18 protein-coding genes are annotated in these 18,762 nt (G+C 47.6%); 10 read left to right on the top strand and 8 right to left on the bottom strand.

Annotated elements, in window-relative coordinates:
* Positions 1 to 38 precede the first annotated feature (38 nt).
* The gene (gene djlA / locus LRP50_RS12115) at positions 39 to 866 is read right to left on the bottom strand and encodes a co-chaperone DjlA (protein ID WP_274164728.1); all 828 of its coding nucleotides are present in this window, start codon (positions 864 to 866) and stop codon (positions 39 to 41) included.
* Positions 867 to 1,073: 207 nt separating this feature from the next.
* Here djlA and lptD point away from each other — a divergent pair, with 207 nt between their 5' ends.
* Genes lptD through LRP50_RS12085 form a run of 6 tightly spaced genes read left to right on the top strand, consistent with a single transcriptional unit; the run spans position 1,074 to position 7,790 of the window.
* Entirely contained in the window at positions 1,074 to 3,425 is a 2,352-nt protein-coding gene (gene lptD / locus LRP50_RS12110) for an LPS assembly protein LptD (RefSeq protein ID WP_274164727.1), read from the top strand.
* A 22-nt stretch (positions 3,426 to 3,447) separates the two neighbouring features.
* On the top strand, positions 3,448 to 4,743 hold the full coding sequence (surA, locus tag LRP50_RS12105; RefSeq protein WP_274164726.1) for a peptidylprolyl isomerase SurA: 1,296 nt from the start codon (positions 3,448 to 3,450) through the stop codon (positions 4,741 to 4,743).
* The gene (pdxA, locus tag LRP50_RS12100; protein WP_274164725.1) at positions 4,733 to 5,725 is read left to right on the top strand and encodes a 4-hydroxythreonine-4-phosphate dehydrogenase PdxA; all 993 of its coding nucleotides are present in this window, start codon (positions 4,733 to 4,735) and stop codon (positions 5,723 to 5,725) included. Before surA ends, pdxA begins: the two co-directional genes overlap by 11 nt.
* Positions 5,722 to 6,534, top strand: a complete 813-nt coding sequence (gene rsmA, locus LRP50_RS12095) for a 16S rRNA (adenine(1518)-N(6)/adenine(1519)-N(6))-dimethyltransferase RsmA (protein ID WP_274164724.1) — start codon at positions 5,722 to 5,724, stop codon at positions 6,532 to 6,534. Before pdxA ends, rsmA begins: the two co-directional genes overlap by 4 nt.
* Positions 6,535 to 6,563: 29 nt before the next feature.
* On the top strand, positions 6,564 to 6,938 hold the full coding sequence (gene apaG / locus LRP50_RS12090) for a Co2+/Mg2+ efflux protein ApaG (RefSeq protein WP_274164723.1): 375 nt from the start codon (positions 6,564 to 6,566) through the stop codon (positions 6,936 to 6,938).
* Between the two features lie 15 nt (positions 6,939 to 6,953).
* Positions 6,954 to 7,790, top strand: coding sequence for a symmetrical bis(5'-nucleosyl)-tetraphosphatase (locus LRP50_RS12085; RefSeq protein ID WP_274164722.1), 837 nt, complete (start codon positions 6,954 to 6,956; stop codon positions 7,788 to 7,790).
* 9 nt (positions 7,791 to 7,799) lie between these two features.
* Here the strand turns inward: LRP50_RS12085 and folA are convergent, their stop codons facing one another.
* From folA to rplU, 6 genes are all read right to left on the bottom strand, one after another.
* Positions 7,800 to 8,282 carry a type 3 dihydrofolate reductase gene (gene folA / locus LRP50_RS12080; protein ID WP_274164721.1) on the bottom strand — a complete coding sequence of 161 codons (483 nt, stop codon included), beginning with the start codon at positions 8,280 to 8,282 and terminating at the stop codon, positions 7,800 to 7,802.
* 55 nt (positions 8,283 to 8,337) lie between these two features.
* The gene (locus LRP50_RS12075) at positions 8,338 to 8,802 is read right to left on the bottom strand and encodes a threonine/serine exporter family protein (RefSeq protein WP_274164720.1); all 465 of its coding nucleotides are present in this window, start codon (positions 8,800 to 8,802) and stop codon (positions 8,338 to 8,340) included.
* Positions 8,799 to 9,566 (bottom strand): threonine/serine exporter family protein, encoded by a 768-nt coding sequence (locus LRP50_RS12070; protein ID WP_274164786.1) that lies wholly within the window; start codon positions 9,564 to 9,566, stop codon positions 8,799 to 8,801. Before LRP50_RS12070 ends, LRP50_RS12075 begins: the two co-directional genes overlap by 4 nt.
* A gap of 149 nt (positions 9,567 to 9,715) precedes the next feature.
* Positions 9,716 to 10,891 (bottom strand): Obg family GTPase CgtA, encoded by a 1,176-nt coding sequence (cgtA, locus tag LRP50_RS12065; protein ID WP_274164719.1) that lies wholly within the window; start codon positions 10,889 to 10,891, stop codon positions 9,716 to 9,718.
* A gap of 380 nt (positions 10,892 to 11,271) precedes the next feature.
* The gene (gene rpmA / locus LRP50_RS12060; protein ID WP_028023518.1) at positions 11,272 to 11,529 is read right to left on the bottom strand and encodes a 50S ribosomal protein L27; all 258 of its coding nucleotides are present in this window, start codon (positions 11,527 to 11,529) and stop codon (positions 11,272 to 11,274) included.
* A 17-nt stretch (positions 11,530 to 11,546) separates the two neighbouring features.
* On the bottom strand, positions 11,547 to 11,858 hold the full coding sequence (rplU, locus tag LRP50_RS12055; RefSeq protein ID WP_274164718.1) for a 50S ribosomal protein L21: 312 nt from the start codon (positions 11,856 to 11,858) through the stop codon (positions 11,547 to 11,549).
* 269 nt (positions 11,859 to 12,127) lie between these two features.
* On the opposite strand from rplU, the gene ispB reads away from it, so the two are divergent.
* Together ispB and LRP50_RS12045 are read left to right on the top strand one after the other, a co-directional pair.
* Positions 12,128 to 13,099, top strand: a complete 972-nt coding sequence (gene ispB, locus LRP50_RS12050) for an octaprenyl diphosphate synthase (protein WP_274164717.1) — start codon at positions 12,128 to 12,130, stop codon at positions 13,097 to 13,099.
* Positions 13,100 to 13,195: 96 nt separating this feature from the next.
* Positions 13,196 to 13,882: a DUF3313 domain-containing protein gene (locus tag LRP50_RS12045; protein ID WP_274164716.1), complete on the top strand. Its 687-nt coding sequence runs from the start codon at positions 13,196 to 13,198 to the stop codon at positions 13,880 to 13,882.
* 201 nt (positions 13,883 to 14,083) lie between these two features.
* On the opposite strand, the gene mdh is transcribed toward LRP50_RS12045, so the two are convergent.
* Positions 14,084 to 15,019 (bottom strand): malate dehydrogenase, encoded by a 936-nt coding sequence (gene mdh, locus LRP50_RS12040; protein ID WP_274164715.1) that lies wholly within the window; start codon positions 15,017 to 15,019, stop codon positions 14,084 to 14,086.
* 304 nt (positions 15,020 to 15,323) lie between these two features.
* On the opposite strand from mdh, the gene argR reads away from it, so the two are divergent.
* Together argR and LRP50_RS12030 are read left to right on the top strand one after the other, a co-directional pair.
* A complete protein-coding gene (gene argR / locus LRP50_RS12035; RefSeq protein ID WP_274164714.1) occupies positions 15,324 to 15,794 on the top strand; it encodes a transcriptional regulator ArgR in 471 nt (156 codons plus the stop codon).
* 397 nt (positions 15,795 to 16,191) lie between these two features.
* The gene (locus LRP50_RS12030; RefSeq protein ID WP_274164713.1) at positions 16,192 to 18,750 is read left to right on the top strand and encodes a TRAP transporter permease; all 2,559 of its coding nucleotides are present in this window, start codon (positions 16,192 to 16,194) and stop codon (positions 18,748 to 18,750) included.
* The last annotated feature ends 12 nt before the right edge of the window (positions 18,751 to 18,762 follow it).

Below are 18,762 nucleotides of genomic sequence, written 5' to 3'. Positions count from 1 at the left end.
CGAAAATTGTTACCCATAAATTCGGTATCAGAGAAGGGCTATTTAAAGCCCTTTTCTTTTTTAATCAAATCGTAGGCACCTTGGATCTCTTGCGCTTTTTGCTTGGCAATTTCCATCATCTCTGGCGGAAGGCCCTTCGCGGCCAGTTTGTCTGGATGGTGCTCGTTCATCAACTTGCGATGAGCACGCTTAATCGTTTGCCCATCAGCATCCTCATCCACCCCTAGGATTTGGTATGCGCCTTTCAAACGCTGGCCGTTGTCAGGTTGCCATTGCTGGTGATGCCCTTCGCCACTTCCACCATGCTGTTGGTAGAACTTGAATGCCGCTTCTTGCATCGCAAGACGCTGTTCAAGTTGTTGGCGAGAGAATCCTAGCATATCGGCTATGGTATAAAGCACTTGGCGTTCGCTAGGCTGAACGGTGCCATCGGCGTACGCTGCTTGAATTTGAACTTCTAAGAAAAACTGCAATAAATCAAAGCGCCCACCTGTCGTGCGCTTTACATCTCGAAGTACATCTTCCAGTGGAAAACCGCTTTCTTTGCCTTCGCGAAATGCATCTTGCGCCTGACGACGCGCTTCGCCTTGTAGACCCATTCGGTCCATCAAGACGGAAGCTAAGCGGATTTCATTTTGTGTTACCTGACCTTTGGCTTTGGCAACATGTCCCATAACCGCGAATGTGGCATGGAAATAAGCCTGCTGACGCGCTTGTTGATTCTCGCCACGAAAACCTCCACCCAATGCGCTATTTTGTCTGGCTTTATCGAACTTATGACCTAAAAACAGACCTAACAATAATCCAAATGGCCCACCTAGCAGGTAACCAAAGAATGCCCCAAGTACTTTTCCCCAAATCGCCATGCTTATTTCTCTTTTTGATTAACCTATCGCGTTTGCAACAACATACTGCTCACTGATACCCAAACCACCTTTAAAATATTGATGACAGAGGTCGTTTGGGTATATGAGTAATTTGCATTATCATAACCCACATTTTGCAGCAAAATTTGCCGACACGCAGCGCCAGTGTATAACAGTGCCGTATGCCAACAACAGGATTGAGTTTTAATGTCACCGACTGCCAAAAGTTTTTTGTCCTCCATGATTTGGCTAGCGTTGTATGGCCAAGCGATGGCGGAAGAGGCAAACGACGCGCCAAACAACACCCAACCTTTGGTTATTCCAACTGCAACTTGCCTTGCACCAGAGTACCGTTGCCTTCCTGCAAACTCGCAGACAGGCGACATTAACAATGCTCCCGTCACCATTGTTGCAGACCATGCCGAAGCGAAAGCAAACGAGAAAGCGATTTATCGCGGTGACGTCATAGTGACTCAAGGCAACCGCACCGTGAAATCGGACACTGCCACTTTACGTCAGCCAGAAAATATCGTCACGGCGGAAGGCAACGTCTATTTTCATGACGGCGAAATCGCAGTAAAAGGCAAATCTCTTCAATCGAATCTCGACACTGAAGACACCACACTGACCGATGCCACCTACAACATGATGTGTGAACCTGGGCGCGGACAAGCAAAACGAGTATTCAAAAACGGAACCACTTTCTATGAGTTAGAAGATGGAACTTACACAACCTGCCCTGACGATGATGACAGTTGGCGTTTTAGTGCAGGAAAAATTGAAAAAGAAGATGGCGATATATTTGCCGACCTTTACCATGCGCGCTTTGAAATCCTCGACACCCCTATTTTCTATCTTCCTTACCTGCGCGTTCCCGTTGAAGATGGCCGATTAACCGGTTTTCTATACCCATCAATCAGCTGGAATGACAATGATGGGGTTGAAATCTCGACCCCATTTTATTGGAACATTCATCCGCAAGCGGACATGCTGATCACGCCAAAATATATGTCAAACCGTGGCCTTTTTATGACCATGGAGCCTAATTATTTGACACGAGCTGGCAGTGGCGGCATGACGTTCGAATACATGGGCGAGGACAAGCTATATCCCAACATCGATAAAAGCTGGGGCTTTAACTGGCGTCACTCTGGCATCCAAAACCACTGGAAGTACGATGTAGATTACAGTCAGGTCAGTGATATTAGTTATTTCTCCCGCCATACGGACTCTCGCGTTGGTAGTCGTGAAGACAATACTTTGTTGCAAACGGGCGATGTGTCATACCGAGATGTCAATTGGGATAGCACCCTGAGCGTGCGTAATTTCCAGTCGTTGAGTCCAAACACATCGGTCTATCGCCTGTTGCCACAACTTGCCATGAACTATTATCGCCCCGAACTTGGCTATGGCATGGGCTTCTCAATGCCTGCGCAAATCAGTAAATTTGCGACAGATAATGACAGCAAACCTGATGCGTTGCGTATCAACCTTGAGCCCACCCTCGTGCTGCCTTATAACTTGCCGTGGCTTAGCGCTTCCGCCGAAGGCAAGGTGTATTACACCTATTATGACCAATCCAATATCGAGGGTGTAACAGGCTACAACGGGGAAACACTAGACAGCACTGTCTCACGCGCGGTTCCCATGGCAAGACTGCATGGTATGGTCACGCTGGAACGAGAAGGGGCGCTTTTTGGCAACAGTTATACTCAAACACTGGAACCACAGGTTCAATACTTGTATATCCAAGACGTTGACCAAAGTGGTATCTACAACCCCGTCAATTATGCGGGAGGCGGCTATGATACAGCACGCCTTCAAACCGATTACTACGGTTTGTTTCGTGCTAATCAGTTCAGTAGCGTTGACTATATAAATCCGGCCAATCAATTCACTGTAGGTGCCGCGTCGCGCTTTTTTGATGATGCCTACAAAGAGCGCTTTAACGTCGCTTTCGGCCAAATCTACTATCTAGACACGCCGAGCAATCAAGATGAAACATCAATAAATTATTCAGCGTGGGCCATCGAGAGCGAACTCAATGTCAATGATAAGCTGTTTGTGCGTGGCTCATTGGAATATGACAGCAACTTAAGTAACCTCCAGTTTGGTAATGCCACGGTGGAATATCGAGATGGTGGCTTCTTCGCACAAACCAGCTATCGCTATGTATCAAAAGATTACATATCCAGTACCATTGGGGCCAACAACTTGGATCTGATCACGGAAGATGGCATTTCCCAAGCAGGGTTAGTGACAGGCTTCCCCATCACTGACAGTGTAAATTTTACCGGGCAGTATTTTCACGATTTGACCCAAGATTTGATGCTGGAGAATCAATTAGGCATCACTTATACCTCGGCCTGTTGGGTCATAGGGTTGCACTACAACGAGTACTTAATGGCGCGAAGCAACATCAATAACCCTGCCGTTTATGACAACAGTATTTCCCTGTCCTTCAGCTTATTGGGACTTGGCGCAAACGCAGGTTTTGGTTATAGCACCGGCAGCGGCAATGCACTGGGCTACAGAAGCCCATTTGGCTTAAAGAATTAATAGTGAGATTTTGGAACCGCTAATGAATAAATGGACGAAAGCTTTACTGGCATCAGCAATCTCAGCCAGTTCGTTGTCAATCTCTGCCGCTCCGGCAGAACTCGATCGCGTGATCACCGTGGTGAATGAAGGCGTTATTCTGTCGAGTGATGTTGAGGCATTGAAAAAAACAGTCACTCTCAATGCGAGCGCAGAATCACTGCCACCTGCTGACGTATTTGAACAACAGGTTCTCGATCAGCTCATTTTAGAAGAGCTTCAACTTCAAGAAGCAAACCGTCTTGGCATCCGTATCGACGATACCCGTTTAGAGCAAGCAATTGAAGATATTGCTAAAGAGCGAAATATCTCGGTCGCCAAGCTAAGGGAAAGCCTCAAGCAAAGCGGGATTTCTTGGTCTGAATATCGTGACCAAATTCGCCGTGAAATCACTATCAGTGAAGCACGAAACGCGCAAGTGCGTCGCCGTATCAACATCCTGCCTCAGGAAGTAGAATCGCTGGCGTCACAACTTAACGCAAAAAACCTCGAAAAGGTTCAGTATAAACTTAGCCACATTCAGCTGCGCTTAGACGAAGATGCTGAAAAGTCGGAACGCGACGCTGTCGCCGCTAACGCTGATGAACTCGCTTCCCAGCTCAAACGCGGTAAAGATTTCGCGACGCTGGCACTGGCTAATTCAAAAGGGCCAAAGGCACTTAATGGTGGCGACTGGGGTTGGCTGCGACTTGAAGAAATGCCAACTATCTTTGCTGACCAAATTGGCAACAATGGTAAAGGTGCCATTTTAGGACCGTTCCGAAGTGGTGTCGGATATCACATTCTAAAGATCACAGATGTTCAAGGTCTTGAGTCTGTTGCCGTCACTGAAGTCAAAGCGCGTCATATTCTGATCAAAACATCGATAGTATTGAGTGATGAAGGTGCAAAACGCCAATTGGACTTAATGCTCAAGCAGATCGAAAACGGTGATAAAACCTTTGAGGATTTAGCCAAGCAATACAGCGCAGATCCAGGCTCTGCCGTGAAAGGCGGTGATTTAGGCTGGCAGACAACCGAAATTTACGTCCCAGAGTTTAAAGATACAGTAGATGCCCTTCCTGAAGGCGAAATCAGCGAACCGTTTAAAACCGTTCACGGCTGGCACATTGTCGAAGTGCTTGATCGTCGCCAAGCCGATCGCACCGACGCTGCAATGCAGAATCGTGCCTATCGTATGCTTTTGAATCGGAAATTTAATGAAGAAGCACAAGCATGGTTGCAAGAGCTTCGTGCTGGTGCTTATGTCGAACAAATTGGTGACACGGATGAAAGCTAATCCACAACGCATCGCTATCACGCCAGGAGAACCGGCAGGTATTGGTCCTGATCTTGTTCTCGCTTTGGCTCATGACGCATGGGAACACGAGTTGGTCATTTGCGGCAATAAAGAGATGCTTGCACAACGTGCCAAGCTGTTGGGTCTCAACGTCAACTTAGTGGATTACAACCCAGATGCCGCACCAAAAGCGCACACACCAGGGACACTCGTTGTGTGTGATGAGCCGATGGGGGCAGACGTTATTGCTGGCCAGCTCAATGAAGCCAACGGCAAATATGTATTAAACACATTGAGTCGAGCCGCTGAAGGCAACATGCAAGGTGAATTCGCCGCCGTGGTGACAGGCCCTGTTCACAAGGGCGTGATTAACCGCTCTGGCGTATCATTCAGTGGGCACACTGAGTTTTTCCAGCATCAGGCCAATGTTCAACAAGTTGTGATGATGTTGGCAACCGAAGGGTTGAGGGTGGCATTAGTTACTACCCATATTCCTTTGGCTTATGTGTCAAAAGCCATCACCGAAGAACGTCTTTTCCAAGTCATTGAAATTCTCAATGACGATCTAAAAACCAAGTTTGGTATTGCTGAGCCTAAAATCTATGTATGCGGTTTGAATCCGCATGCGGGTGAAGATGGCTGTTTGGGCAGAGAAGAAATTGACGTCATTGAGCCAGCTCTAGAAAAGTTGCGTGAACAAGGGATGAACCTGATTGGTCCGCTCCCTGCTGACACTCTCTTTCAAGACAAGTACCTGAAAGAAGCTGATGCCGTGCTTGCGATGTATCACGATCAGGGCTTGCCTGTGTTAAAATTTAAAGGATTTGGAAAGTCGGTCAACATTACGCTTGGCTTACCTTTCATCCGAACTTCTGTAGATCATGGTACCGCATTGGATTTAGCGGGTACCGGAACGGCGGATACTGGAAGCCTGCGGACTGCGCTCTCCCACGCCCTCGAATTAGTAGATAAGAAATCATGAGCGATAATGTCCATCTAGGTCACCGCGCCCGTAAGCGCTTTGGTCAGAACTTCCTAAACGACCCGTACATCATTGACGGTATTGTGTCTGCAATCAATCCTTTGCCAGGTGAAAATCTCGTGGAAATCGGCCCTGGTCTAGGTGCACTAACCGAGCCAGTTGCGCGCGAAATCGACAAAATGAGCGTGGTTGAACTCGACCGAGATTTGGCTGAACGTCTTCGCCACCATCCGGAACTGTCGAAAAAACTAACCATTTATCAAGGTGATGCCATGAAATTTGACTTCGCATCCCTATCGTCGCCAGAAAACCCGCTGCGTATTTTTGGTAACTTGCCATACAACGTGTCTACACCACTCATGTTCCACTTGTTCACCTTTACAGGTGCAGTGAAAGACATGCACTTTATGCTTCAAAAAGAAGTGGTAAATCGCCTTGCTGCGGGTCCGAATAGTAAAGCCTATGGTCGCTTGACCGTGATGGCACAATACTACTGCAAAGTTGTTCCAGTACTTGAAGTGCCACCAGAGGCGTTTACACCAGCACCAAAAGTCGACTCTGCGGTTGTGCGTCTGATCCCGCACAAAGAGTTGCCACACCCTGCAACCAGCCTGAAATGGCTAGAACGTGTCTGTCGAGAAGGTTTTAACCAACGCCGTAAAACCGTGCGTAACTGCTTTAAGGCATTGGTTGAAGTAGAGACTTTGGAATTGTTGGGCATCAATCCTACAGCCCGTCCTGAAAGCCTATCGCTTGGGCAGTTTGTTGCGTTAGCAAACTGGTTGGATGCAAATCACCAACAACAATAACAATAGAAAGAAAAGGAAGCGCGACAGGGATGGTTAATAACAAGTTTATGGTTCGGGTTGTCACTCACTATGCTGAAGAGCAGTCCGAACCAGACAAAAAGCGCTATGTCTTCTCGTACACGATCACCATTGAAAACAATGGCGATCGTGACGCACAACTTCTACGTCGTAAATGGCTTGTCACTGACTCAAATGGCAAAAAACTGGTCATTGAAGGTGATGGAGTGGTCGGTGAGCAGCCTCACATTCGTGCTGGCGAGCAATACACCTACACCAGTGGCACTGTTATCGAAACACCAGTAGGTGCGATGCAAGGCTTCTACACCATGGTTGATTTGAATAGCAAAGAGTTTGATATTGAAGTCATGCCTTTTCGCCTCGCCTTACCCAATATTCTTCACTAGCTTTTAGGAACTTTCGTGGCGACTTACCTTGTCGGTGATATCCAAGGCTGCTTTGACGATCTTAGAGCACTTTTAGATACTGTCAGCTTCAATGAAAAGCACGATCACCTCTATCTTGCAGGCGATCTTGTTGCTCGTGGACCGGATTCCTTGTCAGTCTTACGCTTTGTGAAATCTCTTGGCGATCATGCGCATACGGTACTCGGCAATCATGACCTTCATTTGTTAGCCGTCGCCGAAGGATTCAAAAAACCAAAAGCGAAAGACAAAACCCAACCAATTTTGGATGCCTCAGACAGAGATGAGCTGCTGCATTGGCTTCGACAGCAACCTTTGCTGTTGCATTACGATAAACGAAACGAGATCGCCCCCGGTTTTGTGATGACTCATGCAGGGATCCCACCGTGCTGGGATCTTCAGAATGCCAAACATCACGCCAAACGAATCGAAAAGATCCTACGGGGGGATGACTATCGCTGGCTGCTCCAAAACATGTATGCCAATGAGCCTACACACTGGTCAAATGAACTAGAAGAGCTCGAACAATACCGATACACCATCAACGCTTTCACTCGTATGCGTTTTTGTTTAAAAGATGGTGCTCTCGACATGGCGTGTAAACTGCCTCCAGGCCAAATGACCCACGGTGAACTTGTACCTTGGTTTGAAGTTACGCCAAGGCAAAACATTGAAGAAACACTCGTGTTTGGACATTGGGCGGCGCTCGGCGGCGTGGTTAATCGCCACCTAATGGGACTCGACACAGGTTGTGTCTGGGGAGGAGCACTAACGATGATCCGTTGGGAAGATGGGCAAAGATATTCACTTCCTTGCCCAATACATGCTGATTAGCGTCGATACCTATACCCGATCAAGTACAACAAATTCCATGTTGTACTTGTTCTTTTCATCAGCATCAAAATGCTCAGAATGGCTGGTTACCCATCCCTCTCCCCATTCAGGAAAACAAGTATCCCCATCAATATCTGCATCAATGAACGTTAAATACAAACGATCAGCTTTAGGAAGTGATGCGCCATAGATTGTACCACCACCGATGATCACCGCTTCTTCTACACCATCAACCAAGATCAGCGCCTCTTCGATGCTGGTGGTGCTTTCAACACCTTCAGCCATCCACTCACTGTTACGACTGATCACTATGTTTCGACGCCCTGGCAACGGCCTACCTATCGATTCATACGTTTTTCGCCCCATGATCACAGGTTTTCCCAGCGTATTACGTTTGAACCAACCAAAGTCGGCAGGCAGGTGCCATGGCATCGTATTATCTTTTCCAATGACTCTGTTTTTCGCCATCGCTGCGATCATGCTGATTTTCATCGTGAGCGGATTTCCTTTGTTGTTAAGCATCGTGTCTTGCTCTGTGGTCGCTATGCTACACCACGGACTTTCTTCGGTAAAACAAGAGCCCCGGCATTGCTAGTCCGATCGCCAACGCAGCAATAATAAACAGCGCTTTAATACCATTGTTCATCATGGTTGCCCAAAGCGCGTCACTGACTCCCAAACTATTAATTTCCACTAATGCAATCATGGCCTTGAATGCAAAAACACCCGGCACCATCGGAATAATCGCAGCAACCGTAAATACTTTAGGATGCGCCATGAAGCGTTGAGACCAATACACACCCACCATACCTACTAAGGTCGCCGCACACAGTGTCGCCCATTCAATCGGCACGCCGTAGTGCATCAAAAGGTATCGACTTCCATGCCCAATAGCACCACCAATTGCACAGTATTTTAGTGCCTTTACAGGCACATTAAACACCAAAGCAAACCCAACAGCGGGGATTGCAGCAAAAAACATATCATGAAGAAGGCCAAGTAACAGGGTCATAACCACCCCCAAATACCCGTCACGTTCATCGCACCGACAATGCCAAGACTTGTGGCTAACGTAAGTAAACTTGCCATCACCCAGCGGGCTATCCCCATGTTGACGTAGCCTTTCACCATGTCAGATACCGCGTTGATCAATGGGAAACCGGGCACCAACATCAGTACCGACGATGCCATGGCAAGATAAGGCTGATTGCCGATACTCATCATTGCGCCGATACTCGACACGAGCGTGGTGACAAATGCCGTGACACCAAAGTTGAGTAAAGGATTGAACTGGCGATGACCTATTTCCTGACGCACAACCATACCGACAAACGAAGCAACAAACGTCAAGACAAACACCGACGCATCGCCACCCGATAAACGACTGAAGCTTGCGCATGATAAGCCAATCACAACAGCGACAAGCCAACGGTTATAACGTTGAGGGGAGATGCGATTCAAACGCGCCTTTACGCCATCTTTATCAAGAAGGTGTTTTTCCGTCATGATCAATATGCGCTGGATCTCAGTGATCACTCGCATGTTGATCCCGCGATCAGGACAGCGGCGTGCAGTCGTAATGCAGTGATCATTATGTATGGTGGTGATCACCATTGAACTGGCCGATAACGATATCTCCACGCTATCCAAGCCAAGTGCCTCACCCAAACGGCAACAAATATCACTCACCAAACGGCTTTCTGCACCGTGCTGCAACAGCATTTGCCCTGTCTGACTCACTAATCGAGACACACTCCGCTGCGCATCTTCATCCATTTCAGCCACTCCTTGCGCCATGCTCACTCCTTGATTGATATTAATAGCAATGTGGTGAACTTCGGTTTTACGTGAGTTTCCGTCGGTTTACTTTGATATGGATGAAAAAAAACCGCCTCTATGAGACGGTTCTTTTAAATAACGGCTAATTATGGGCGGTAAATGATTTCGACATCGTAGTCGTCTTCATTCCAATCGTCCCAATCATCATCATCGTCATCAGAGCCTTCTTGCTGCTGCTTGATCTGTTGCTCGTGGTAATCATCCCACTTGAATTCAACCTTATTCTCTTCTGCTACTTCTTGTGTCAGCTCAACAGGTAGAGATTGAATGAATTCCATCAGATCAAACGTTAGCTGCTGGGTGTTGCCTTTATTAATCGCAGAGATTGCGTAATAAGGTTCATCCCAACCCAGCGCTTCAAGCACACGTTCGATTTGTGCTTGGGCGTCTTCTTCCGACATAAGATCCATCTTGTTAAAGACGATCCAACGTGGCTTATCCGCCAACTTATCGCTGTAGCGTTGCAGCTCTTCGATGATGGTGAAAGCATTGTCGACAGGATCTGATTCGTCAACTGGCATCAGGTCAATCATGTGTAGAAGCACACGACAACGCTCAAGGTGTTTCAAGAATCGAATACCGAGACCCGCGCCTTCTGCCGCACCTTCGATAAGCCCTGGAATATCAGCTACCACAAAGCTCTTATCTTGCGCCACACGCACAACACCAAGACTTGGCACCAAGGTTGTGAACGGGTAATCCGCCACTTTTGGTTTAGCCGCTGATACCGCACGAATAAAGGTAGATTTACCAGCATTCGGCAAACCAAGCATACCCACATCAGCCAACAGAAGTAGCTCTAGACGCAAGTGACGCAATTCACCTTTGGTACCCATACTTTTTTGGCGTGGTGCACGGTTTACTGATGATTTGAAGCGGGTGTTACCCAATCCATGCCAACCACCTTTTGCGACCATGATCTTCATATCATGTTGAGTCAGATCGGCAATCACCTCACCAGTATCTTCATCAACCGCACGTGTACCCACTGGCACTTTCAATACCAGATCGTCACCACGTTTACCGGTACAGTTACCCGCACGACCATTTTCGCCACGAAGTGCAGCATGGTAACGCTCAAAGCGGAAGTCGATCAGTGTGTTCAGGTTTTCATCAGCAAGCAGATATACATCGCCGCCGTCACCGCCATCGCCGCCATCAGGGCCACCACGGGGTACATATTTTTCACGACGGAAGCTAACGGTACCGTTACCGCCATCTCCCGCTTCAACGCGGATCACCGCTTCGTCTACAAATTTCATCTTCTTCTCCATACCCAGCACGACCTAACCAGAGGCGAGGTATTACATGTCTTAGGGTTAACATTGGCGATTTAGCAGCACCCTGATGGAGCACTTTGGGCTGATGATCATAATGATCTTAGGATCAAATGCCACACTGCGTTTAATATCGTCATCGATTGTGCACGAACAAAGTGAATCGTGACACCTGTGACGTTTGCGTGACGAGAATCCTATACTTCGCTAAACGAAGTTCACGCAAATATAGCCGCTTAGTCGCCTTTAAACGCTATATATCCAAGTCACGTCAAAGAGGCAAGTCGCCTATTCTTAAAAGTCACTTGGATATACAACAAAAAGCCCCGCCGTAAGGCAGGGCTTCAGAATAAGTTCGAGTGCTATTACTCAGCTTCGATACTAATGAACTTACGGTTCTTAGGACCTTTAACTTCGAACTTCACTTTGCCATCAGTCAAAGCGAATAGAGTGTGGTCTTTACCGCAGCCTACGTTAGTGCCCGCGTGGAACTTAGTACCACGTTGACGAACGATGATGTTACCTGCAAGTACAGATTCGCCACCGAAACGCTTAACACCTAGACGTTTGCTTTCTGAATCACGGCCGTTACGAGTAGAACCGCCAGCTTTTTTATGTGCCATTTATCTCTTCTCCTAAATTAAGCGCTGATGCCAGTAATTTTGACTTCAGTGAACCACTGACGGTGGCCCATTTGCTTACGAGAATGCTTACGACGACGGAATTTAACGACTTTGATTTTGTCGCCACGACCGTGAGTAACTACTTCAGCAGTTACTTTACCGCCTGCCAGGAACGGTGCACCAACGGTAACTTCTTCACCGTTAGCAACCAGCAGAACTGAATCAAACTCAACAGATGAGCCAGTTTCAATGTCTAGCTTTTCCAAGCGAATAGTTTGGCCTTCGCTTACACGGTGTTGTTTACCACCACTTTGGAAAACTGCGTACATGGGTTTCTCCGCATTTCCGCACAGCCTACTGCGTTTAAAAAGTGAGCAGTTAGGGGTGCGCATTTAATTCATCAATAGGGCGCGAATTCTACGGCAAGATTTGCCGACTGGCAAGAGGGCAATGAAAGAAAATTGGCGAAAACCTGTCCACTGTTACTCACCCTTGTTTTTCTGACTAAAGACCCTGTGTCGAGGCGTAAATTTTAGTGTACTATCAACGCAAAAATGACAGCATCGTACTGCATTCTTCCCTTGGACCGGACGCATCAATGGATTTTAACACCATCCAAGCACTTATTGCCGACGACATGGCAAAAGTTGATAAAAAAATACTTGCGCAACTAGATTCTGACGTCGCACTCATCAACCAGCTGGGCTTTTACATCGTCAGCGGTGGAGGAAAGCGTCTGCGCCCTATGCTCGCCCTCTTGGCTGCCAAATCACTCAATTATCAGGGTGAGGGGCATGTCACCGCTGCCGCATTTGTCGAATTTATCCACACCGCAACCTTGCTCCACGATGACGTCGTGGACGAGTCGGATCTCCGTCGTGGTAAAGCGACCGCAAATGCAATGTTCGGCAATGCTGCCAGCGTACTTGTTGGCGACTTTATCTATACACGCTCATTTCAGATGATGACACAGCTTAGATCCTTGAGGATCCTCGATGTCATGAGCGAAGCCACGAACGTGATCGCTGAAGGTGAAGTGTTGCAGCTAATGAACTGCAATGATCCAGATACGTCTGAAGCCAGCTACATGCAGGTGATCTACTCAAAGACAGCCCGTTTGTTTGAGGCGGCAACACAAATTGGTGCGATCCTTGCCGATGCACCTGAGCACCTCGAAGTGGCACTCCAAGATTATGGTCGTTATTTAGGAACGGCTTTCCAACTGATCGATGACGTGATGGATTACACATCACAAGGCGATGAGATGGGCAAAAATACTGGCGATGATCTTGCTGAAGGCAAGCCTACCCTTCCTTTACTGCACGCCATGGCTAACGGCAATGAGCAACAAGCAGCAATGATCCGTGAAGCGATCGAGCAAGGAAACGGACTTGATAAGCTGGATGCCATACTGGCCTGCATGGAACAAGTCGGCTCATTGGAATACTCGCGCCTTCGCGCAGAGGAAGAAGCAGAGAAAGCCATTCAGGCACTTTCCCCAATTCCAGAATCTCCTTATAAAGAAGCACTCAAAGCACTTGCTCATCTTGCAGTGAACCGCAAAAAGTAACGACGAAAGCGCACTTCATCGAAGTGCGTTTTTATTTCTGCTCTCTTTTATTCACCTTTTCTCTAACTCGTTTACCTCCATGGCAAGGAGCCTGTTTTGACATCTCTCATCACCAAAATCACCTTATTGCTGACATTGAGCTTTTTCCTGTTTGGCTGCACATCGAGCCATCGCCCTTCTGCCACTAGCTTTACAAGCTATGAGGATTTTCAAGCAGGACCGGAAGGAGGCGTTGATTTAGTGTGGGCGCGAATAGGTTTACGAGATGCAGAGCGACTGAAGCGTAAAATTGCTCAATATGATGCCGTCGTCATTGATCGTATTTATGTGCTTACAAATGAAGACAATGCGCTGAGTGACGAACAAATCATGGAACTAACCACTTATCTCGCGGATCGCCTTAAAAAGAAAATCACACCGTACAAACCTGTTGTGGATACGCCGATTGAAAACAGCCTACGCCTTAGCATCGCGATCAGTAATGTAGAAACCCCTAACCCTATACTCGCAATAACAAGCAGCCTATTGCCCGTCGGCTTAGGAATTTCAACCATCTCGAAGATCACAACTGGTGAACACACCAACGTTGGTAGTGCGACCATCGAACTGCTCGCAAGTGATGCAAATACAGACAAGCCACTATTTGCAGCCATCGATCGTGAAGCTGGAAACAAAGATCTCTCGACCATGATCGATTCACTTGATGACGCTAAAGATGCCATTAACTGGTGGGTAGATCGTTTAGGTCAAACCTTGAAAGGTGAATTTGGACAAAATAATTAACACGCTGGCTTCGTGTCTAAGATCGTATCACGTACTTAAAGCATGCCACGAGACGCAGTGTTAACTAACCGGGTTAGTGCTTCTTGTTCTTGTTTTCGCCCAACACAGCTTAAGTAACACGAAGATAGGTCTGCTCCTACACAAAATATCAGGCATAAAAAAAGCGGCTTAGTCAGCCGCCTTTTTTGCTTCCGCTTGTGGTTACTTCACAAACTCTTCACCCAAGGTGATGTCTTTACGCAGCGTGTCTAGCATGCTGTCGAGCGCTTCTTGCTCAAACGCACTCAGTGGGCCATGGTCAAGGATCTCTTCGACACCATCTTTACCCAAACGTACTGGTTGCGCGAAGAAACGAGCATATTTACCGTCACCTTCAACGTACGCACACTCAACCACGTCTTTCTCGCCTTGTGCAGCGCGAACCAATGCCAGACCAAAACGGCAAGCCGCTTGACCCATAGAAAGCGTAGCAGAACCACCGCCAGCTTTGGCTTCAACCACTTCTGTACCCGCATTTTGGATACGTGGTGTCAATGCCGCCACTTCTTCTTCCGTAAACTCAACACCTTCAACTTGTGAAAGTAGAGGAAGAATCGTTACGCCTGAGTGGCCACCAATAACTGGAACACGTACGTTGCTTGGATCTTTGCCTTTCAGCTCAGCCACGAACGTTTCTGAACGAATGATATCCAGCGTCGTGATACCAAACAAACGGTTCTTATCGTAAACACCTTTCGCTTTAAGCACTTCAGCAGCAATCGCTACTGTTGTGTTTACAGGGTTGGTAATAATACCAATCAATGCTTTAGGGCAAACATCAGCGATTTTTTCGCTAAGAGAACGAACGATACCCGCATTAACATTGAATAGATCCGAACGATCCATACCTGGCTTACGAGCAACACCCGCAGAAATCAGAACCACATCAGCACCTTCAAGTGCAGGGGTTGGATCTTCACCGCTGAAGCCTTTGATCGTTACCGGCGTTGGGATGTGGCTTAAATCAACTGCAACACCAGGGGTAACTGGAGCAATGTCATACAGAGCCAGATCTGAGCCCGCAGGCAGACGGTTTTTCAAAAGCAGGGCTAAAGCTTGACCAATGCCACCAGCGGCGCCAATCACAGCAACTTTCATCACGTTCTCCTTATTTACGATTATTGTTATATCCAGATCTTGGGATGCAGCAACTCGTCGCGGTTTACGATATAAAGCAGGCTACTGATCCCATTATGTTGACCTAAAAGCATCATACGTGGCTTTCGACAGTGCCGACAAGCTTATCAAGGTTAGGATAAGCCACGCTTCTCATTTTTCTTTTTAAAGGCCAACACAGGGCGTTAAAGGTGATAGGTGCGTCACTTTACTGCGGATTTTATTGCCCGCGACTGAATCACTATGCAAAAATGCGCCATCCTGACACGGGCAAGAAAGAAGAAATATGCGTAATTCAGACAAGCAAGACCAATTAGTGAAAGCCTTTAAAGCGATCCTAAAAGAAGAAAAATTCAGCTCGCAGGGTGAAATCGTTGATGCGCTCAAAGCGCAGGGTTATGAAAATATTAACCAATCTAAAGTCTCTCGCATGCTTACCAAATTTGGCGCAGTGCGTACCCGAAACGCAAAAATGGAAATGGTTTACTGCCTGCCAGTAGAACTTGGCGTGCCAACCACCAGTAGCCCATTGAAAGAGCTGGTGATGGATATTGATTACAACGATGCACTCGTTGTCATTCATACGGGCCCAGGTGCAGCACAACTAATCGCTCGCTTGCTCGATTCTTTGGGTAAAGCCGAGGGGATTTTAGGTGTCGTTGCTGGTGATGACACAATCTTCATTACCCCAACGCGTGCAACCACCACCCTCGCTCTCTTTAATTCCGTTTGCAGCCTGTTCGATTACAGTCGTTAATACGGTAAAAATTGCACATTAAGGCAGGATATTTTTCTAAACGTCCTGCCTACTTTTATTCCCATACATTCACACATCCTCATTAAAAATCATCTCATATTTGAGACTTTTACGTTTTCTTACTCCCAAAGCCTCAAATCGATGTGAAAACCCATGACAAAATGTACCTCTAGATTTAAATTCTTGATACAGGTTTGTTGCAAGCCAGCAACGGCTTGGCGTATTTTCTACTGAACAAACCGCGTGTTAACCAAACTTATGCTTTACAGCTGACATTGAAAGATGAAAAAAATAGCCGTATTCAACGAGCTGAAGAGATAGCCGGCTTTGACGCGGGTTAATCACACAAGATGTCAGATGTTTTTACACTTTCATTTGCCAATATAGGGACAATGGCATGACGAAGACGACCGAGACACCGCTCGACGCACAGGACATCGTCGCGCAAGCGGACACAGGTGCCCGATCACCTTCAGGGTTCCCTGGACGCATCCTTTGGTTCGTTCCATTGTGCTGGTCAATATTCCAGCTCTGGTACGCCTCTCCATTTACCGTTGCGCTAAACGACACCGAAGCGCGCTCTATTCATCTTGCGTTTGCTATTTTTCTAGCATTCACAGCTTATCCCGCACTAAAACGCTCGCCACGAGATCGTATTCCTCTCCAAGACTGGGTCTTTGCACTCTTAGGAAGTTTCGCGGCGGGATATCTGTTCCTCTTTTACTCTGAGCTTGCTACACGAGCTGGAGCCCCCACCTCATTTGATATTGTGGTTGCCGTTACTGGCATGGTGTTACTCCTGGAAGCCACACGTCGAGCACTGGGTCCACCTTTGATGGTGGTTGCCGCTGTATTCTTGATATACACCTTTGCTGGCCCTCAAATGCCAGATGTTATCGCGCACAAAGGGGCAAGCCTTAACAAAACCATGTCACATATGTGGCTAACAACCGAAGGTGTCTTTGGTGTAGCCCTTGGTGTATCGACCTCGTTTGTATTCCTGTTTGTTTTGTTCGGCGCATTGCTTGATCGTGCGGGTGCAGGTGGCTACTTCATCAAGGTTGCGTTCTCATTGCTTGGTCACATGCGTGGTGGCCCCGCAAAGGCAGCGGTTGTTGCATCAGGTCTATCTGGCCTTATCTCAGGCTCTTCTATCGCCAACGTTGTAACAACAGGTACCTTTACTATTCCATTGATGAAGCGTGTTGGCTTCCCCGGTACGAAAGCAGGCGCAGTCGAAGTTGCGGCTTCAACAAACGGTCAGCTGACACCACCTATCATGGGTGCAGCGGCGTTCTTGATGGTGGAATACGTAGGTATTCCTTATATCGAAGTCATTAAAGCAGCTATCTTGCCCGCCATCATTTCTTACATCGCTCTGATTTATATCGTCCACCTTGAAGCCTGTAAGGCGGGTATGACAGGTTTGCCACGTCGTCATACGTCGACATTCCTGCAAACCCTACAAAACATCGTGGTTATCATTATCGGTATCTGTGTACTTAGCTTCGCGGTTTACTACGGTATCGGTTGGACCAAAGACGCATACGGCGCAGCAGCAAGCCCAATTATTGGCGTGTTGATATTTGCCGCTTACGTCGCCCTCGTTCGCTACTCTGCACAATTCAAAAAGGAAGCCGTTGAAGACCCTGCGGCGACAGACCTTTCAGAAGTGCCCGATCCAGGCCCAACCGTTCGTTCAGGCCTTTACTACCTGCTACCGATCGTCGTGCTAGTGTGGTGTTTGATGGTTGAACGCTTCTCTCCTGGTCTTTCAGCATTCTGGGCAACCATGTTCATGATGTTCATTGTTGTGACTCAGCGCCCTTTGATGGCTTTCTTCCGCAAAGAAGGTGAGTTTGCCACGGCAATAAAAGATGGCTTTGTCGACTTAGCTGAAGGTTTTGTCGCGGGTGCACGCAACATGATCGGTATTGGTGTGGCAACAGCTGCAGCGGGTATCGTTGTCGGCGTGGTTACGCTAACGGGCATCGGCTTGGTCATGACCGACTTCGTTGAGTTCATCTCTGGCGGTAACATCATTCTGATGCTGCTATTTACAGCAGTTATCAGCTTGATCTTGGGTATGGGCCTACCGACCACGGCAAACTACATCGTGGTATCGACCCTGATGGCGCCAGTTATCGTGACCTTGGGTGCGCAAGAAGGCCTGATCATTCCATTGATTGCCGTCCACTTGTTCGTTTTCTACTTCGGTATCCTCGCAGATGATACGCCACCTGTAGGCTTGGCCGCATTTGCCGCCGCAGCGATCGCGAAATCAGACCCCATAAAGACGGGTATCCAAGGCTTTACCTACGATATTCGAACCGCGATTTTGCCATTCATGTTCATCTTTAATACACAGCTGTTGTTGATGGATCTTGATGGGCCTCTACATCTGTTCCTTACCATCTTCTCAGCGGTCGTCGCCATGTTGGTGTTTTCTGCCGCCACACAAGGTTGGTGGCTGACGAAGAACAAATGGTACGAAACCGTATTAATGCTGTTGATCACGTTCGCATTGTTCCGCCCAGGTTTCTTCTGGGATGAACTTTACGCACCAACTAACGATTATGCAGGCACAGAAATCATCAAAGTGGCAGAGACATTGCCTGATGGCCAAACCCTGAACATTCAAGTGAAGGGTGAGAATATCGACGGCAACATCGTGACTAAACACGTTCACCTCCCTGTTGATACCGCACAAGCAGAAGGCTTGGCGCGTGTCTTATCGACAGGTTTAGAACTGCGTGACGAAGACGGTGGAAAGTACATCGACATGATTCAATTTGGTAGTCCCGCAGAAAAGGCAGGTATCGACTTCGATTGGGAAGTGGTTCAAGTCAGCACACCTGCAGAACGACCAATGAAAGAATGGGTGTTTGTACCCACCTTGCTGCTACTGGCTGGTCTGGGGTGGAACCAACGTCGCCGCCTGAAGCAAACGGCATAAAAACGGTCGGGG

The sequence above is a fragment of the Enterovibrio gelatinilyticus genome (genome assembly GCF_028683095.1).
In the GTDB taxonomy this organism is placed as follows: domain Bacteria; phylum Pseudomonadota; class Gammaproteobacteria; order Enterobacterales; family Vibrionaceae; genus Enterovibrio; species Enterovibrio gelatinilyticus.
The sequence above is the reverse complement of the archived record's forward strand: the minus strand, read 5'-3'. Positions and strand labels throughout refer to the sequence as shown.

Excerpts from the sequence above, each read along its gene's own strand:
- djlA (WP_274164728.1), bottom strand. The coding sequence starts at position 866 with ATGGCGATTTGGGGAAAAGTACTTGGGGCATTCTTTGGTTACCTGCTA.
- lptD (WP_274164727.1), top strand. The coding sequence starts at position 1,074 with ATGTCACCGACTGCCAAAAGTTTTTTGTCCTCCATGATTTGGCTAGCG.
- surA (WP_274164726.1), top strand. The coding sequence starts at position 3,448 with ATGAATAAATGGACGAAAGCTTTACTGGCATCAGCAATCTCAGCCAGT.
- pdxA (WP_274164725.1), top strand. The coding sequence starts at position 4,733 with ATGAAAGCTAATCCACAACGCATCGCTATCACGCCAGGAGAACCGGCA.
- rsmA (WP_274164724.1), top strand. The coding sequence starts at position 5,722 with ATGAGCGATAATGTCCATCTAGGTCACCGCGCCCGTAAGCGCTTTGGT.
- apaG (WP_274164723.1), top strand. The coding sequence starts at position 6,564 with ATGGTTAATAACAAGTTTATGGTTCGGGTTGTCACTCACTATGCTGAA.
- folA (WP_274164721.1), bottom strand. The coding sequence starts at position 8,282 with ATGAAAATCAGCATGATCGCAGCGATGGCGAAAAACAGAGTCATTGGA.
- LRP50_RS12075 (WP_274164720.1), bottom strand. The coding sequence starts at position 8,802 with ATGACCCTGTTACTTGGCCTTCTTCATGATATGTTTTTTGCTGCAATC.
- LRP50_RS12070 (WP_274164786.1), bottom strand. The coding sequence starts at position 9,566 with ATGGATGAAGATGCGCAGCGGAGTGTGTCTCGATTAGTGAGTCAGACA.
- cgtA (WP_274164719.1), bottom strand. The coding sequence starts at position 10,891 with ATGAAATTTGTAGACGAAGCGGTGATCCGCGTTGAAGCGGGAGATGGC.
- rpmA (WP_028023518.1), bottom strand. The coding sequence starts at position 11,529 with ATGGCACATAAAAAAGCTGGCGGTTCTACTCGTAACGGCCGTGATTCA.
- rplU (WP_274164718.1), bottom strand. The coding sequence starts at position 11,858 with ATGTACGCAGTTTTCCAAAGTGGTGGTAAACAACACCGTGTAAGCGAA.
- ispB (WP_274164717.1), top strand. The coding sequence starts at position 12,128 with ATGGATTTTAACACCATCCAAGCACTTATTGCCGACGACATGGCAAAA.
- mdh (WP_274164715.1), bottom strand. The coding sequence starts at position 15,019 with ATGAAAGTTGCTGTGATTGGCGCCGCTGGTGGCATTGGTCAAGCTTTA.
- argR (WP_274164714.1), top strand. The coding sequence starts at position 15,324 with ATGCGTAATTCAGACAAGCAAGACCAATTAGTGAAAGCCTTTAAAGCG.
- LRP50_RS12030 (WP_274164713.1), top strand. The coding sequence starts at position 16,192 with ATGACGAAGACGACCGAGACACCGCTCGACGCACAGGACATCGTCGCG.